Raw genomic sequence first — 15,941 nt, forward strand, 5'->3', positions numbered from 1 at the left:
CGTCGTTCAGTTCGTCAAGTGCAACTGCGAAATCGAGCTTCCGATTTTCAGGAAGACGCTTTCGAGCTGACTGACGTCGTTGGTCGGGTAATAATCCGACGGCGACGATGCGCAGGCCTCGTAGAGCTTGCGGTTGGCTGCGGTGTCGGCCTGCAGTAGCACTGTGAAGATCTGCACGTCCTGCTTCTTCAATGTGTTGCATACATTGGTTGTCCAATCGTCGACATTGCGCGCAGCCGCGGTCTGGTCGCTGGATCCAAACCGACCCGAGGCCAGGAATCCGTAGGAGCCATAGTCCGACTTCTGTGGCGTATCCTTCGCGCCATAGACAACATTCTCGCCGTCGGTGAGCAGCAGCACCGTTTTGGTCGTGCCTGACGCCCTGAACGGCGCGCCGTCGCTGTAAGGCGGTTCCGGCGAGAGCACCCGCATCCCCCATGACAAGCCTTCCGAAACATTGGTCCCCGAGCCGTTCCATTCGATCATCTCACCGACGGCCTTCCGCAATTTGTCGAAATCATCGGTCAGCGGCACTATCGGCGTCGGACAGGCCCGGTTTGGGCCGATAGTCAGTGGGCCTCTCTTGTCGTTGATCAGCTTCATCGTCGAAACACTGTACTTCGCCATGTCGCTGGTGAGGCCGGGAAGCACGGTGACAACGGTATCGTCGAGATAGGAATTGTTGTAGCCGGTCGCTGAATTGCCGTAGGAGCTGGTTGGATTTTTAGCGTTACCTGGATCGTCCGGCGCGAAATAGGGTACGAACAGGGTGTCCGGTTTGTTTTGGTCGGGCGAAATGTCGGAAACATTGTTGGTTCCGGGCCGCGCTTCGACGCAGCCTCTCCATTCGACGCCCAATTGCTTGAACAGGTCCATATGGTTGACGCGCTTGCCGCCGACCAAGGGGAAATTGGCGCCATTGTTCGGCGATTTGCCGGCCATGTCGAGCCAGGCCGGATCGTAGTCCTCGCCCTTGACGTTGACGGCGGTGACGAACGGCACCACCGCGACACGTACGCTGCGCGTCGGCGACTTCGCCGCTTCGAGCATATCGATCAGGGCCGTCGCCGCCGTCCGCAATGCGCCGATGCGATCGTTGCTGGCCATCGACCCGGTATTGTCGAGCACCAGCACGACTTCGAGCTGATTGGTCGATTCGACGGCGCCGGCATCGACGGTGATGCGCTTGTCGTTCCCGAACAGGAAGGCGAAGTTCAAATTGACGTCCGCCATGGCGACAGCCTTTGTCTGGATGTAATTGAGGCCCCTTTCCACGGTAAGCGTCGCTTCGGCGTTCCTCAACTCGCTGTGGCCGGCGACATTGGTCTGGAAGTAGCGGTCGAAGACGTCCTTGCGCGAAGCCTCGATGTCGCCGAGATGCGAAGATGCAAGGTTCGCGGCATCGAGCGCGTTCTGCAAGCTGACCTTGGCCCTCATCAAGGTGGACACGTCCACGGCAAAGGCGACGGCGGTCAGAACCGCAGGCAGCCCGAACGCCAGCATCAGGGCAAAGTTGCCGCTCTTCGAACGGCAGAATTTGTCGAAAAGCATTTTTGTCCCCAAAACCGCCTTGCTGCCGACCTCGCGCAGACTGTTTGCTTTTGCATCCGCATGATGAACGACGGGTTGCCGCCACGCCCGCCGGTGCTGGAACTTCGCATGGTGGTTAAGGTCCGGTTTCAGGAAATCCGTAAGCCTTGCCGTCGAGGCCCGTGGCGCTCTGGGACGGTAGGGCCGTTTGCCCTGTCGTTTGGCCTTGCTTTGCGGTCAAATTCCTGTATAGACGCCCGCAATCTGCCGGTCCTTGCTGGGGGCTGAACGGAGGGCCGGAGGTTTTTCGAAACCTTCGCGTGAAGCCGGAAGCGCTTCCGCCTCCCGTGTCTCCGCTCTCGACCGTCTCGTCATGCTCCTTTCTTCCCCGCCTTCGCAAGGATTGCGGGTCAGAGAAGTTGCAGAGGCTTTTGCCGCCGGGAACCGGGAGAGAAACGAAGAAAGGCACGAACACTATGGCTCTATACGAACATGTGTTTCTTGCCCGGCAGGACCTCTCGCAGCAGCAGGTCGATGCGCTTGTCGAACAGTACAAGGGCGTCATCACCGCGAATGGCGGGTCCGTCGGCCGGGTCGAGAACTGGGGACTGAAGTCCCTCACCTACCGGGTCAACAAGAACCGGAAGGCATATTATACACTCATGGACATCACCTGCCCGCCGGCCGCGCTCAATGAAATGGAGCGCCAGATGGGCCTGTCCGAGGACGTGCTGCGTTTCCTGACCATCAAGGTCGATGCGCATGAGGAAGGTCCGTCGGCAATGATGCAGAAGCGCGAAGAGCGCTCGGAACGCGGCGGCTTCGGCGACCGCGACCGTGGCGATCGTGGCCCGCGCTCATTCGGCGACCGCGATCGCGGTGACCGTGGTGATCGTCCGCCGCGCAGCTTCGGCGATGGCGGTGCCGATCGTGGCCCGCGCCGTCCGCGCGAAGGCTTTGAAGGAGCCGCAGAATAATGGTCGACATCAACCAGATCCCAACCCGGCGCCCCTTCCACCGTCGCCGCAAGACTTGCCCATTCTCCGGTGCCAACGCGCCGAAGATCGACTACAAGGACGTGCGGCTTCTGCAGCGCTACATCTCCGAGCGCGGCAAGATCGTGCCATCGCGTATCACCGCCGTCAGCCAGAAGAAGCAGCGCGAACTCGCCAAGGCGATCAAGCGCGCCCGCTTCCTCGGCCTGCTGCCCTACGTGGTCCGCTAGATCTAGGCGGGCGGTTCGCCGCCCGCTTTTCCCACGGCGACGGGCGCCGCAGGGTTTGCCATCAAATCCCGGGTTGGATTCGACAGGAATCCTAACTGCCGCGACAGGCAGGACAGCGACACAGGCGACGACGCCCCAGCTTCCTGACCTGTTCCAGACAATTCGGCGCCGATCCTGAGGATAGGTGCCCAAGCGAAGGAACAAAACCATGGAAGTCATTCTTCTCGAACGCGTTTCCCGCCTCGGCCAGATGGGGGACACCGTCAAGGTCAAGGACGGGTTCGCCCGCAATTTCCTGCTGCCGCAAGGCAAGGCGCTGCGCGCCAACGAAGCTAACAAGAAGAAGTTCGAGGGACAGCGGGCCCAGCTCGAAGCCCGCAACCTGGAGCGCAAGTCCGAAGCCGCGCAGATTGCAGAAAAGCTCGACGGCAAGAGCTTCATCGCCGTGCGCTCGGCCGGCGAAACCGGTCAGCTTTATGGTTCGGTCTCGACGCGCGACATCGCCGAGCTGGTGACGGCGGAAGGTTTTTCGGTCAACCGCAACCAGATCCTGCTCAACCAGCCAATCAAGACCATCGGCGTCACCAATGTGGCGATCGCGCTGCACCCGGAAGTCGAGGTTACCATCACGCTCAACATTGCCCGCACGGCCGACGAAGCCGAGCGCCAGGCCAAGGGCGAAACACTGACCACCGCCGAAGCCATCTACGGCGAGGACATCAACGATAATGCGCGGCCGGAAAACTTCTTCGATCCGAATGCCGAGTTCGAAGGCGGCGAAGACAACGGCTGATCGTCATTGTCGGCATTCGCCGGCTAATCGCTATTCTGGACCAATGCCCGGGCCTCGTACCCGGGCATTTTTATGCCAAATGGAACTTTTCGAACCCCTATATCTTGATGCAGAATAGGACAGCATGTCTGGCCGAGAGGGGGACAATTGGTCATGAATATTCTGCTGAAACGCGTTCTCGACCGCCTGGTCCGCATAGGCAATCTCAAGGTGACAGGGCCGCAAGGCTCGATGGTGACTTTCGGTGACGGCAGCGGCGAGCCGGTGCACATGCACATCAAGACAAGGCATGCCGAGCGCGCAATAACCTTCGATCCGATGCTGGCGGTGTCGGAAGCCTACATGGACGGTGAACTCGACATTCTCGAGGGCGGCGTGCTGGGGGTGATGCGGATTGCTTTCCAGAACATGGGCAGCGGCGGCATCGATGCCACCTGGTCGAAGGCGATCGAGGGTCTGCGCCACGCCTTCCGGCGCCTGCAGCAGATCAACACGGCGTCGCGGGCGCGCCGCAACGTGCAGCGCCACTACGATCTGTCGGGCGATCTCTACCGCCTCTTCCTCGATGAGGACATGCAGTATTCCTGCGCCTATTTCGAGCAGCCGGACATGACGCTCGACGAGGCACAAGCGGCCAAGAAGCGCCATATCGCCGCCAAGCTCAGGCTGAAGGCCGGCCAGACGGTTCTTGATATCGGCTCCGGCTGGGGTGGGCTTGGGCTCTATCTAGCCAAGGCGTTCGACGTCGACGTGCAAGGCGTGACGCTGTCGACCGAGCAGCACGGCGTCGCCACCGACCGCGTCCATGCGCAAGGCCTGCAAAACCGGGTGCATTTCGACATCAAGGACTATCGCGAGCTCAATGAGCGTTTCGACCGCATCGTCTCCGTCGGCATGTTCGAGCATGTCGGGGTCAATCATTTCCGCACCTTCTTCGACAAGTCGGCGACGCTGCTGAAGCCGGACGGCGTCATGCTGCTGCACACGATCGGCCGCTCCGGCGTGCCGTGGGCAACCAGCGCCTTCATCCGCAAGTACATCTTCCCGGGCGGCTACATCCCGTCGCTATCCGAAGTGATGCCGGCCATCGAAAAATCGGGGCTCGTCGTCACCGATATCGAGGTTCTGCGGCTGCATTATGCCGAGACACTGAAGCATTGGGGCGAGCGCTTCGCGGCCAACCGCGACAAGGCCAAGGCGATTTATGACGAGCGCTTCTGCCGCATGTGGGAGTTCTATCTTGCCGCCTCGGAAGCTGCCTTCCGCTGGCAGGATCTGGTGATCTTCCAGATCCAGATTGCCAAGAAGAACGACACGCTGCCGATGACGCGCGACTACATGGCCAGTTGCGAGAAGGCGCTGGAGATGCGCGATCTTGGACGTCGCGAAAAGGCTCCGGTGGCCAAGCCCACTCGCCGCCGCAAGGTGGCGGATCCGGAGTAGACTGCCGGCATCACGCCATTGCCGCTTGTCATTGCCGGCCGGCACGCTGAAAAGGGTCCCGTCAACGCAGGACCTTTTTTCATGACCTACCTCCTCTACGTCGCCGCCGCACTTGCCGAGATCGCCGGCTGCTTTTCGTTCTGGGCGTGGTGGCGGCTGGACAAGTCGCCGCTGTGGTTGGCGCCCGGTCTCGTCTCGCTCGTACTATTCGCGTGGCTGCTGGCGCTGGTCGACACCAGCGCGGCGGGCCGGGCCTATGCCGCCTATGGCGGCATCTACATTGCCGCCTCGCTGGCCTGGTTGTGGCTGGCGGAAGGCGTGCACCCCGACCGCTGGGATCTTGCCGGTGCCGCGATCTGCATCGTTGGCGCCTCGGTCATCGTGCTCGCACCTCGGGCGGCGTAAGCGATGGAACTGCCCATCCCGCTTAGACAAGGCGTCGAGCGCCTTCTCGAACAGGTGCCGTTGCCGATGCTTAAGCAAGCGGCAAAGACGCTGTCGGACCGCTACCGCGCCGAGTTGCGCGACGGTCGCCTGCACATGGCCGAAGACATGGCGGTGAAGGCCTATCTGGCAACGCGGCTACCGGCGACCTATGCGGCCGTTCGCGCCAGCCTCGATGCGGTGGGCGAGTCTCGGCCCGACTATGCTCCGAAGACCTTGCTCGATGTCGGCGCCGGCCCTGGCACGGTGCTTTGGGCCACAATCAATCTCTGGCCGGATCTCGAACAGGCGGTGCTGCTCGAGGCCGGCGCCGCGGTACGAAGGGTCGGCGAAGCACTTGCCGCCGAGGCGGTCACGGCCAGGACCGCCTGGCGGACCGGCGACATCACCATCGACCTGGTCGATCTGGAGCCGGCCGAGCTGGTGACTTCAGCCTATGTGCTGGATGAGATCGCGCCGGCATCGCTGGCAAAACTCGTCGACCGGCTCTGGCAGCTGACCGCAGACACGCTGCTGGTGGTCGAGCCGGGCACGCCGCCCGGCTGGCAGCGCATCCTTGCCGTGCGGCGGCAGCTGATCGAGGCGGGGGCGCACGTGCTTGCGCCCTGCCCGCATGAGGCGCCCTGTCCGCTCGTCGCCCCCGACTGGTGCCATTTCGCCCGCCGCGTCGCCCGCTCGCGCCTACACCGTCTGGCCAAGGATGCCGAGGTGCCGTGGGAGGACGAGAAATTCATCTTTGTCGCGGCCTCCCGCCATCCGGCCGCTCCGCCTCGGGCGCGAGTGATCGCACCGCCGAAGTCGGGCTCCGGCAAGGTCTTGCTGAAGCTTTGTCAACAGGATGGGGGTGCTGCCGAGCGACTGTTCACCAAGCGCGACGGCGAGACGTTCAAGGCCGCGCGGCGACTGGATTGGGGTGATGCCTTGCCGGAATGACCGGCAGCTATTTTCCTGTTTTGTTCTCGCCTGAGAACGGCTAGGCTCGCCATCTTGATTCGAGTCAATCGAGATTCTTTCCACCGAAAGATCCTGGCTGTGAATCGCGGGCATCAAAGTTGGTTGGTTGGGGACTGATGCAGATAAGTCATCACCGACTTGTCTCGTTCTGATATCGAGAGACGGGGATCAGGACCGGGGACATCATGGCAGAGGCAGCACGAAAATTCGGCGTGGCGGAAACACCGCTCTATCGCGAGGCGCCGAACAATATCGAGGCCGAGCAGGCGCTGCTCGGCGCCATACTGGTCAACAACGATGCCTTCTACCGCGTCTCCGACTTCCTGAAGCCCGGCCATTTCTACGAGCCGCTGCATAGAAAGATCTTCGAGGTCGCGGCCGAGCTCATCCGCATGGGCAAGATCGCGACGCCGATCACGCTGAAGACCTTCCTGCCGGCCGACGAGAAGGTCGGCGACATGACGGTGGCGCAATATGTCGTGCGGTTGGCGGTCGAGGCCGTCACCGTCGTCAACGCCACCGACTATGGCCGCGCCATCTACGATCTGGCGACGCGGCGCGCGCTAATCACTGTCGGCGAGGACATGGTCAACATCGCCTATGACGCGCCGGTCGACATGTCGCCCTCCGACCAGATCGAGGATGCCGAGCGGCGCCTGTTCGAATTGGCCGAAACCGGCCGCTACGATGGCGGCTTCGAGAGCTTCACCGATGCCGTCAAGACCGCCGTCGACATGGCCAATGCGGCTTATATGCGCGACGGGCATTTGTCGGGCGTTGCTACCGGCTTGCGCGATCTCGACCGCCGCATGGGCGGCCTGCAGTCGTCCGACCTGATCATCATTGCCGGCCGCCCCGGCATGGGCAAGACCTCGCTCGCCACCAATATCGCCTTCAACATCGCCGAGGCCTATGTCCCGGCGCAGCAGGCGGACGGCTCGTTCAAGGCGGCCAATGGCGGCGTCGTCGGCTTCTTTTCGCTCGAAATGTCATCCGAACAGCTGGCCACCCGCATTATTTCCGAACAGACGGAAATCCCGTCGTCGAAAATCCGGCGCGGCGAGATCAGCGAGATGGATTTCGAAAAGCTGGTCGCCTGCTCGCAGACAATGCAGAAAATCCCGCTGTTCATCGACCAGACCGGCGGCATTTCCATCGCTCAGCTGTCGGCCCGCGCGCGTCGCCTGAAGCGCCAGCGCGGCCTCGACGTCATTGTTATCGACTATATCCAGCTGATGCAGGGATCGAGCGCGAAATCCTCGCAAAACCGCGTCCAGGAAATCACCGAGATCACCACCGGCCTCAAGGCACTAGCCAAGGAGCTGGCGGTGCCGATCATCGCGCTGTCGCAGCTGTCGCGCCAGGTCGAGAGCCGCGACGACAAGCGCCCGCAGCTTTCGGATCTGCGCGAATCGGGCTCCATCGAGCAGGACGCCGACGTGGTGCTGTTCGTCTACCGCGAGGAATATTATCTGAAGAACCGCGAGCCGAAGCCGGGCACCGACGAATACATCAAATGGGAACACGAGATGAACGAGATGCGCGGTAAGGCCGAGGTCATCGTCGCCAAACAGCGCCACGGCCCAACGGGATCGGTCAGCCTCGCCTTCCAGGGCGAATTCACCCGCTTCTCGGACCTTGCGGAAGAGCATCATTTGCCGGATCGGTTCGAGTGACCTCTTGATACAGGTCTCATTCCTTCGCACCCCCCTCTGTCCTGCCGGACATCTCCCCCTCAAGGGGGGAGATCGGATGTCATTTCGGCTTTCGGCAATCGTCAATGCTGCTAGATGTGCGGCAATATCGGAGCTGCCAATCTTCCCCCTTGAGGGGGAGATGTCCGGCAGGACAGAGGGGGGCGCTGTCCCGCCGACCTGTCTTTCAATTGCCGCAGGCCGCGCCTGATGGCCAAATCCCGCATTCAGTTCATCTGCCAGAATTGCGGTTCGGTGCATCAGCGCTGGGCCGGCAAATGCGATGCCTGCGGCGAGTGGAACACGCTGGTCGAGGAAGGCACGTCAGGCGGCATAGGTTCCGGCCCGGCCAGTACGCGCAATGCACGCAAGGGCCGCGCGGTGGTGCTGACCAGCCTCTCCGGCGACATCGAGGACGCGCCGCGCATCGTCTCGGGCATCGGCGAACTCGACCGCGCCACCGGCGGCGGCTTCGTGCGCGGCTCGGCGCTGCTGGTCGGCGGCGATCCCGGCATCGGCAAGTCGACGCTGCTCACCCAGGCCGCGGCCGCGCTGGCGGCAAAGGGCCACCGCATCGTCTATGTCTCGGGCGAAGAGGCGGTCGCACAGATCAGGCTGCGCGCCCAGCGGCTCGGCGTCGCCGACACCCCGGTCGAGCTCGCCGCCGAAACCAATGTCGAGGACATCCTCGCCACCATCGCCGATGGCAAGCGGCCGGATCTGGTCATTCTCGATTCGATCCAGACGCTGTGGACCGATATGACCGATTCGGCGCCCGGCACGGTGACCCAGGTGCGTGCCGCCGCCCAGGCGATGATCCGCTACGCAAAATCCACAGGGGCGGCGATCGTTCTGGTCGGCCACGTCACCAAGGAGGGCCAGATCGCCGGACCGCGCGTCGTCGAGCACATGGTCGACGCGGTGCTCTATTTCGAGGGCGAAGGCGGCCACCACTACCGCATCCTGCGCACGGTCAAGAATCGCTTCGGGCCAACCGATGAGATCGGCGTCTTCGAAATGTCGGACAAGGGCTTGCGGGAAGTCGCCAACCCGTCCGAGCTTTTCCTCGGTGAGCGCCATGCGAAGTCGCCGGGTGCCGCGGTTTTCGCCGGCATGGAAGGCACACGGCCGGTGCTGGTCGAGATCCAGGCGCTGGTGGCGCCATCGACGCTGGGCACACCGCGCCGCGCCGTCGTCGGCTGGGACGGTGCCCGGCTGTCGATGATCCTGGCGGTTCTGGAAGCCCATTGCGGCGTCCGCTTCGGCACGCACGACGTCTATCTCAACGTTGCCGGCGGCTACCGCATTTCGGAGCCGGCGGCCGACCTGGCAGTGGCGGCGGCACTGGTTTCCTCGCTCACCGGTCTTGCCCTTCCCGCCGATTGCGTCTATTTCGGCGAAATCAGCCTTTCGGGTGCGGTGAGGCCGGTTGCGCATGCGCAGCAGCGCCTCAAGGAAGCCGAAAAGCTGGGTTTCGGACGCGCGGTTCTGCCCTTGGGCAGCGAGGAACTTGCTGGTGGTAATGGGGTCGGGGGGATCGGAGCCGGCGCTTTCCAGCCCACCGAGCTTGCCGATCTCGTGGCGCGCATAGCCGGCTCTCGGCGCAGCCGCGCCGACGAGCAAGAGTGATGCGGCTCGTCGAGTCGTGAAAAAGAGATCGGAGTGGGGCGAAAAACATGCCGATTACGCTGCTTGACGGAATTCTCGTCGGCTTCACCCTGGTCTCGGCGATGCTCGCTATGGTTCGCGGCTTTTCGCGCGAGATCCTGTCGATCATCTCCTGGGCAGCCGCCGCCGCCGCCGCCTTCTTCTTCTACAAGCCGGTGCTGCCTTACATTCAGCCCTATGTCGACAACGAAAAGGCCGCCATGGCGGCGGCCGCCGGTATCGTCTTCATTGTCGCGCTGATCGTCGTTTCGGTCATCACCATGAAGCTCGCCGACTGGATCATCGATTCCAGGATCGGCGCGCTCGATCGTACACTTGGCTTCCTCTATGGCGCGGCGCGCGGCATCCTGGTCGTCGCTGTCGCGCTGCTTTTCTTCAATTGGCTGGCCGGCGCCAAGGCTCCAGGCTGGATTGCCAACGCCAAGTCAAAGCCATTGCTCGAATCGATCGGCGCCAAGCTCGAAAGCCTTCTGCCCGAGGATCCGGAAAACGCCATCCTCAACAAGCTCAATCCGAATCAGCCGGCCACCGAGACGCCTCTGGCCCCCGACGCGCCCGCGGCGGAAGCCCCTGCCGCCGGCGACGACGCCACCGCTCCGGCACCCGACGACAGCGATGCGCCGCCGGCCGACAATGCGCCCGCGACGCCGGCACCTGCAAACCCGGCGCCGGCAAACTGATTTCGACAGACTTGCGAGGCTCAAGACTGTCGATCATGTGAACGCCGCACGACGTGCGTTGCTTTCGATGCGCTATGACCTTATATGGCGACTTTAGCGGAGCTTGAGCCCCAATGGCAGCCTCAGTGGCAGACGCAGACGACGTGCTTTCCGCCGAAGCCGACGACCATTTCCACGACGAATGCGGCGTGTTCGGCATTTTCGGCCGGCAGGACGCCGCAGCCATCGTAACGCTCGGTCTGCATGCGTTGCAGCATCGAGGCCAGGAAGCGGCCGGCATCGTTTCCTATGACGGCACCCAATTCCATGTCGAACGCCATGTCGGCCTGATCGGCGACACCTTTACTAAGCAGCGTGTCATCGACAGCCTGCAAGGCAACCGTGCCATCGGCCACACACGCTATGCCACCACCGGCGGCGCCGGTCTGCGCAATATCCAGCCTTTCTTCGCCGAACTTGCCGATGGCGGCTTTGCCGTCGCCCATAACGGCAATCTCACCAACGCCATGACCGTTCAGCGCGCCCTGCAGAAGCAAGGCGCCATCTTCTCTTCCACCTCCGACACCGAAACGCTCCTGCACCTGGTTGCCACCAGCAAGGAGCGCGACCTGAATTCGCGCTTCATCGATGCGGTGCGCCAAGTCGAAGGCGCCTTCTCGCTGGTGGCGATGACGTCCAAGAAGATGATCGGGTGCCGCGACCCGCTCGGCATCCGCCCGCTGGTGCTCGGCGATCTCGACGGCGCCTGGATTCTCGCCTCCGAGACCTGCGCGCTCGATATTATCGGTGCGCGTTTCGTGCGCGACCTGAAGCCCGGCGAAATGGTCGTCGTCACCAGCAAGGGCATCGAAAGCCTGTTCCCGTTCGAGCCGCAGAAGACCCGCTTCTGCATTTTCGAATATGTCTATTTCGCGCGGCCGGATTCGTCGGTCGAAGGCCGCAACGTCTATGAAGTGCGCAAGCGCATCGGCGCCGAGCTGGCGCAGGAAAGTCCGGTCGAGGCCGACATCGTCGTGCCGGTGCCGGATTCGGGCACGCCGGCGGCGATCGGCTTTTCGCAGGCCGCGGGCATTCCGTTCGAGCTCGGCATTATCCGCAATCACTATGTTGGCCGCACCTTCATCCAGCCCGGCGATTCGATCCGCCACATGGGTGTCAAGCTCAAGCACAACGCCAACCGCCGCATGATCGAAGGCAAGCGCGTAGTGCTGGTGGACGATTCGATCGTGCGCGGCACCACCAGCCAGAAGATCGTCCAGATGGTGCGCGATGCCGGCGCCAAGGAAGTGCATATGCGCATCGCTTCGCCGCCGACGCGCGCCTCCTGCTTTTACGGCGTCGACACACCGGAAAAATCGAAGCTGCTGGCGTCGCGCATGTCGGTGGAGGAGATGGCCGAGTTCATCCGCGTCGATTCGCTCGGCTTCCTGTCGATCGACGGGCTCTACCGCGCCGTCGGCGAGGTCGGCCGCGACAACGAGCAGCCGCAATTCTGCGACGCCTGCTTCACCGGCCAGTATCCGACCCGGCTTGCCGATTTCGAAGGCTCCGACAATGTGCGCACGCTGTCGCTGTTAGCGGCCGGCGGGTCGTAGGCCTTGCCGGTCCGTTTGTCTCCCTCCCCTTAGCCCCTCACGGCGGTTTCACCTTGCCTGTCGGAATCCATCGTATGAGCCTTGATCTCTCCGGCCGCGTTGCGGTCGTCACCGGCGCCTCGCGCGGCATCGGCTATTTCATCGCCAGGGAGCTTGCCGCGGCCGGTGCGCATGTGATTGCGGTTGCTCGCACCGTCGGCGGGTTGGAAGAACTCGACGACCAGATCAAGGCAGGTGGCGGACAGGCGACGCTGGTACCGCTCGATCTTGCCGACATGGCGGGGATCGACCGGCTGGGCGGCGCCATCCACGAGCGCTGGGGCAAGCTCGACATACTGGTCGCCAACGCCGCTGTGCTCGGCGTCATCGCCCCGATCGGCCATGTCGAGGCCAAGACCTTCGAGAAGGTGATGACCATCAACGTCACCGCAACATGGCGGCTGATCCGCTCGGTCGACCCGCTGCTCAGGCTTTCCGATGCCGGCCGTGCTATCGTGCTGAGCTCCAGCCTTGCCCACTCCGCACGCGCCTTCTGGGCGCCTTATGCGGCGTCGAAGGCGGCGGTCGAGGCCATGACGCGTTCATGGGCGCATGAGACCGAAAACCTGCCGCTCAGGGTCAATGCCGCCGATCCCGGGGCAACGCGCACCGCGATGCGGGCGCAGGCCGTACCCGGCGAGGATCCTGAAACACTGCCGCACCCTTCGGAGATCGCCAAGCGTATCGTGCCGCTGGCCAGCCCTAAGCTCAAGGAGACCGGGCTGATCTTCCAGGCCAAGCACAATCGCTTTGTCGCCTACCGGCAGCCGGAGTAGCCACACATCGCATTTTGCCGGAAGAATTGCGCCGGCACCAACGTTGTTCGGGTGCCACAATTCGAGAAACGGAGGACCATATGCGGAGACTGCTTCTCTTGACTGCCACCGCGCTGCTTGCAGTGATCGGCGCCGCGTCGTCGCAGGAGGCAACGATGAGCTTTTTCGTCACCAGCGTCGGCTCCGGCAAAGGCGCCGATCTCGGCGGTCTCGCCGGCGCCGACGCCCATTGTAGTTCACTGGCTGAAGCCGCGGGCGTTACCGGCAAGACATGGCGCGCCTATCTCTCGACCAGCGATACCGATGCACGCGACCGTATCGGCAAAGGCCCGTGGTTCAACGCCAAGGGCGTCAAGATCGCCGATGATGTCGCTTCCCTGCATAGCGATGCCAACGCCATCACCAAACAGACGGCACTCGACGAAAAGGGCCAAATGGTCAACGGCCGCGGCGACACGCCCAACCGGCACGACGTGTTGACCGGCTCCAAGCCGGATGGCACGAAAATTGCCGACCAGACCTGCGGCGACTGGACGCTGAGCGGAGCAGAAGGTGTGGCGATGATGGGTCATCACGATCGTACCGGCCTCGATGGCTCGGCAGCCGCCAAATCGTGGAATTCCTCGCATGCGTCACGCGGTGGCTGCAGCCAGCAAGCGCTGAAGGGCACCGGCGGCGACGGCCTGTTCTATTGTTTTGCGGTGAACTGAACCAAAACGACCCGACATCACGTGGCTGTGATGCCGTGGCTTAACGCCGCGCTTTGGCCCAGCTTTCGCCCCTGGGCCGGAGTTGCTAGGATCGTGCGACTCCCAAAACAAGCAGAGCGAGGAAATACTCATGGCGGCACCGAGCGTAGCGTTAGTCTGGTATCTGGTGATCGCCGGCCCGCAAGGCGGCATGGTCGTGCTGCCCAGCACATTCGACACCCGCGAACAGTGCGCCTTCGCCATAACCGAATACCAGAAGCAACCGACGCCGGCCGGTTGGTCGGTGCAGTGCGTGCCGAGCGCCTCGCCCTTCGCCGACGAGGGCGACGCCGAGGAGCCGTCGGCGCAGTAGGACAGCGTGATCTCCCCCCTTGAGGGGGAGATGGCCGACAGGCCAGAGGGGGCTGGTCCGACCGGGCTCGGCCTGCTGCAGCGGTTGGCGCTTCACGCGAGACAACCCTCTCTGTCGCCTTCGGTGACATCTCCCCCTCAAGGGCCCTCAAGGGGGAGATCGTCAGCGTCGCGCGCTTACCGTCAGTTCCGGCTTCTGGCTGATGGTCTGGAACACGACGCAGTAGCGCTCGGTCAGCTTGAGCAGCGCATCGATGCGCTCCTGCGGCTCGTCGGTGTCGAGGCCAAATGTCAGCCGGATGGCGCGGAAGCCAACCGGCGCATCCTTTGCCACGCCAAGCGTGCCGCGAAAGTCTAGGTCGCCTTCGGCTTCCACCGTGGCGGCCCCAAGCTTGAATTCCAGCGCCGTCGCTACCGCCTTCAGCGTGACGCCGGCGCAAGCCACCAGTGCCTCCAGCAGCATGTCGCCGGAGCAGAGTTCGAGCCCGGTGCCGCCGGTCGCCGGATGCAGCCCGGCAATGGCGATCGCCCTGCCTGTCTCGACCTTGCAGGCGATCGATTGGTCGTCGATCGAGCCTTTGGCGCGGAGAGTAATCAGCGCGCGCGAGGCGTCGTCGCGATAGGCCACCTTCAGCGGCGCCTGCATGGCCTTCAATGCGATCGCGTCCATTTCGTTTCTCTCCCATAGTTGCCTGGCTTCGCTGCTTAACGGCGATGCCGCCTGCCCAAACGCAAGTCCCCGCTGGCGTAGCGCTTGGCAGGGTTTCGCCCGTATAGCCTGACGATTCGGGGAGCATCCAACGCCTTCACACCGTCTCTCGCAACACATTCGTAAGGCCGCCGGACATATGGCCGATATCGCCATCGTGGAAACCCGCGAACGGGTTCTTGCCAGAATCCTGTTCACCGGGGCTGCCTACCTGCTGTTTTCGATGCAGGACGCCTCAAGCTGACACTATGGTGTCAGGAAGGGGCAGCGTAGGCTGGTGAGATGACGGGATCGCTGGACATGCCATGCACAGTGGAAAGCGCCCGCGAGCGTACCCTCGGCATCATCCTGGTCTCGGCATCGGCGGCCGTTTTCGGCCTCACCGGCGTGCTGACCAAATCGATCCATGCCGACCCGCTGACCATTACCTGCTGGCGCGGCTTCGTCGGATCGATCCTGATCAGCCTCTATGTCCTATGGCGCCGCCAGCGCTCCGGCGGTCGCGACAGCTTGCGGCTCGGCTGGCGAGGCTGGCTGCTGGCGATCGAGGGCGCGCTCGCGAGCATCGCCTTTATCTCGGCGTTCAAGTTCACCTTTGTCGCCAATGTCGCGATCATCTATGCCACGGCCCCGTTCGTCACCGCGCTGCTGGCCCTCCTGTTGGTCCGCGAGCCGTTCCGGCTGCAGACGCTTGCCGCCGCTGCTGTGTCACTATGCGGTGTGGCAATCATGGTCTGGTCCGGCTTCGGCACCGGCCATTTGTTCGGCGACGGGCTGGCGCTGCTGATGACGATCGGCAGCGCGCTCTACATGATCATGGTGCGCGCCTTCCGCGACACGCCGGTGGTGTGGGCAGGTGCGGTGTCGGCATTCCTTCTGTTCGTGCTCGGCTGGTTCGTCGCCGATCCGCTGGCTGTCTCGGCCAGGGACGCTGTGCTTCTAGCCACCTTCGGCGCCTCGTTCGCGCTGGCTTCGATCCTGTGGACGGAGGGCACCCGGCTTATTCCGGCGGCCGAGTCCGGATTGCTGGGTTCAGCTGAAGTGCCATTCGCGATCCTGTTTGCCTTCCTGTTCCTGGCGGAGATCCCGCCGGTAGCCAGCATGGTCGGTGGCGCCATCGTGCTTTGCGCGGTGTTCGCTCACGCCGGCCGCGACTGGCTGATGGCCAGGCAGCGCGCAGCGGATGCATGACCAATCCTCGCCGCGTCCGAGCGCGAGTTGGTGGTCCGATCACGAGAAATCCGGTCCTGAAAATTAATTTGAAAAGTCATGGAACCATCATAGGGCTCAGGCATTATGGCTGCGACGGGCCACCCCAAGTCCCCCCAAA

Annotated in this window: 16 protein-coding genes; 14 read left to right on the forward strand and 2 right to left on the reverse strand. The window is 63.2% G+C overall.

All coding sequences use genetic code 11. From position 1 onward, the window contains the following. Positions 1-6 precede the first annotated feature (6 nt). Positions 7-1,551, reverse strand: coding sequence for a pilus assembly protein TadG-related protein (locus NKJ23_RS14930; protein WP_352680770.1), 1,545 nt, complete (start codon positions 1,549-1,551; stop codon positions 7-9). A 455-nt stretch (positions 1,552-2,006) separates the two neighbouring features. On the opposite strand from NKJ23_RS14930, the gene rpsF reads away from it, so the two are divergent. The 13 genes from rpsF to NKJ23_RS14995 all read left to right on the forward strand — a co-directional run bounded on the left by rpsF (position 2,007) and on the right by NKJ23_RS14995 (position 13,903). After that, positions 2,007-2,507: a 30S ribosomal protein S6 gene (rpsF, locus tag NKJ23_RS14935; protein WP_292663863.1), complete on the forward strand. Its 501-nt coding sequence runs from the start codon at positions 2,007-2,009 to the stop codon at positions 2,505-2,507. Beyond that, positions 2,507-2,755, forward strand: coding sequence for a 30S ribosomal protein S18 (rpsR, locus tag NKJ23_RS14940; protein ID WP_006203718.1), 249 nt, complete (start codon positions 2,507-2,509; stop codon positions 2,753-2,755). Before rpsF ends, rpsR begins: the two co-directional genes overlap by 1 nt. A 208-nt stretch (positions 2,756-2,963) precedes the next feature. Continuing rightward, positions 2,964-3,548, forward strand: a complete 585-nt coding sequence (gene rplI, locus NKJ23_RS14945) for a 50S ribosomal protein L9 (RefSeq protein WP_254820243.1) — start codon at positions 2,964-2,966, stop codon at positions 3,546-3,548. 153 nt (positions 3,549-3,701) lie between these two features. After that, on the forward strand, positions 3,702-4,991 hold the full coding sequence (locus NKJ23_RS14950; protein WP_352680771.1) for a cyclopropane fatty acid synthase: 1,290 nt from the start codon (positions 3,702-3,704) through the stop codon (positions 4,989-4,991). Between the two features lie 81 nt (positions 4,992-5,072). Further along, positions 5,073-5,396, forward strand: coding sequence for a YnfA family protein (locus tag NKJ23_RS14955; protein ID WP_352680772.1), 324 nt, complete (start codon positions 5,073-5,075; stop codon positions 5,394-5,396). Positions 5,397-5,399: 3 nt separating this feature from the next. Then, entirely contained in the window at positions 5,400-6,368 is a 969-nt protein-coding gene (locus tag NKJ23_RS14960) for a small ribosomal subunit Rsm22 family protein (RefSeq protein ID WP_352680773.1), read from the forward strand. Positions 6,369-6,574: 206 nt separating this feature from the next. Continuing rightward, positions 6,575-8,065, forward strand: a complete 1,491-nt coding sequence (locus NKJ23_RS14965) for a replicative DNA helicase (RefSeq protein ID WP_023677714.1) — start codon at positions 6,575-6,577, stop codon at positions 8,063-8,065. A 228-nt stretch (positions 8,066-8,293) separates the two neighbouring features. Next, positions 8,294-9,712, forward strand: a complete 1,419-nt coding sequence (radA, locus tag NKJ23_RS14970) for a DNA repair protein RadA (protein WP_352680774.1) — start codon at positions 8,294-8,296, stop codon at positions 9,710-9,712. A 47-nt stretch (positions 9,713-9,759) separates the two neighbouring features. Further along, positions 9,760-10,431, forward strand: coding sequence for a CvpA family protein (locus NKJ23_RS14975; RefSeq protein WP_023677716.1), 672 nt, complete (start codon positions 9,760-9,762; stop codon positions 10,429-10,431). 125 nt (positions 10,432-10,556) lie between these two features. Beyond that, the gene (purF, locus tag NKJ23_RS14980; RefSeq protein ID WP_352680775.1) at positions 10,557-12,026 is read left to right on the forward strand and encodes an amidophosphoribosyltransferase; all 1,470 of its coding nucleotides are present in this window, start codon (positions 10,557-10,559) and stop codon (positions 12,024-12,026) included. Positions 12,027-12,100: 74 nt separating this feature from the next. Continuing rightward, positions 12,101-12,841 (forward strand): SDR family NAD(P)-dependent oxidoreductase, encoded by a 741-nt coding sequence (locus NKJ23_RS14985; RefSeq protein WP_352680776.1) that lies wholly within the window; start codon positions 12,101-12,103, stop codon positions 12,839-12,841. 80 nt (positions 12,842-12,921) lie between these two features. Further along, positions 12,922-13,551 carry a hypothetical protein gene (locus NKJ23_RS14990; protein ID WP_352680777.1) on the forward strand — a complete coding sequence of 210 codons (630 nt, stop codon included), beginning with the start codon at positions 12,922-12,924 and terminating at the stop codon, positions 13,549-13,551. Between the two features lie 130 nt (positions 13,552-13,681). Beyond that, positions 13,682-13,903 carry a hypothetical protein gene (locus NKJ23_RS14995; RefSeq protein ID WP_254820234.1) on the forward strand — a complete coding sequence of 74 codons (222 nt, stop codon included), beginning with the start codon at positions 13,682-13,684 and terminating at the stop codon, positions 13,901-13,903. A 162-nt stretch (positions 13,904-14,065) separates the two neighbouring features. Here NKJ23_RS14995 and NKJ23_RS15000 read toward each other — a convergent pair whose 3' ends face one another. Then, on the reverse strand, positions 14,066-14,572 hold the full coding sequence (locus NKJ23_RS15000; protein ID WP_352448969.1) for an OsmC family protein: 507 nt from the start codon (positions 14,570-14,572) through the stop codon (positions 14,066-14,068). Positions 14,573-14,893: 321 nt separating this feature from the next. Between NKJ23_RS15000 and NKJ23_RS15005 the strand changes: the two genes are divergently transcribed. After that, positions 14,894-15,802: a DMT family transporter gene (locus NKJ23_RS15005; protein WP_502902537.1), complete on the forward strand. Its 909-nt coding sequence runs from the start codon at positions 14,894-14,896 to the stop codon at positions 15,800-15,802. The last annotated feature ends 139 nt before the right edge of the window (positions 15,803-15,941 follow it).

The organism is Mesorhizobium sp. M0184, from assembly GCF_040322215.1.
Taxonomy (GTDB): Bacteria; Pseudomonadota; Alphaproteobacteria; order Rhizobiales; family Rhizobiaceae; genus Mesorhizobium.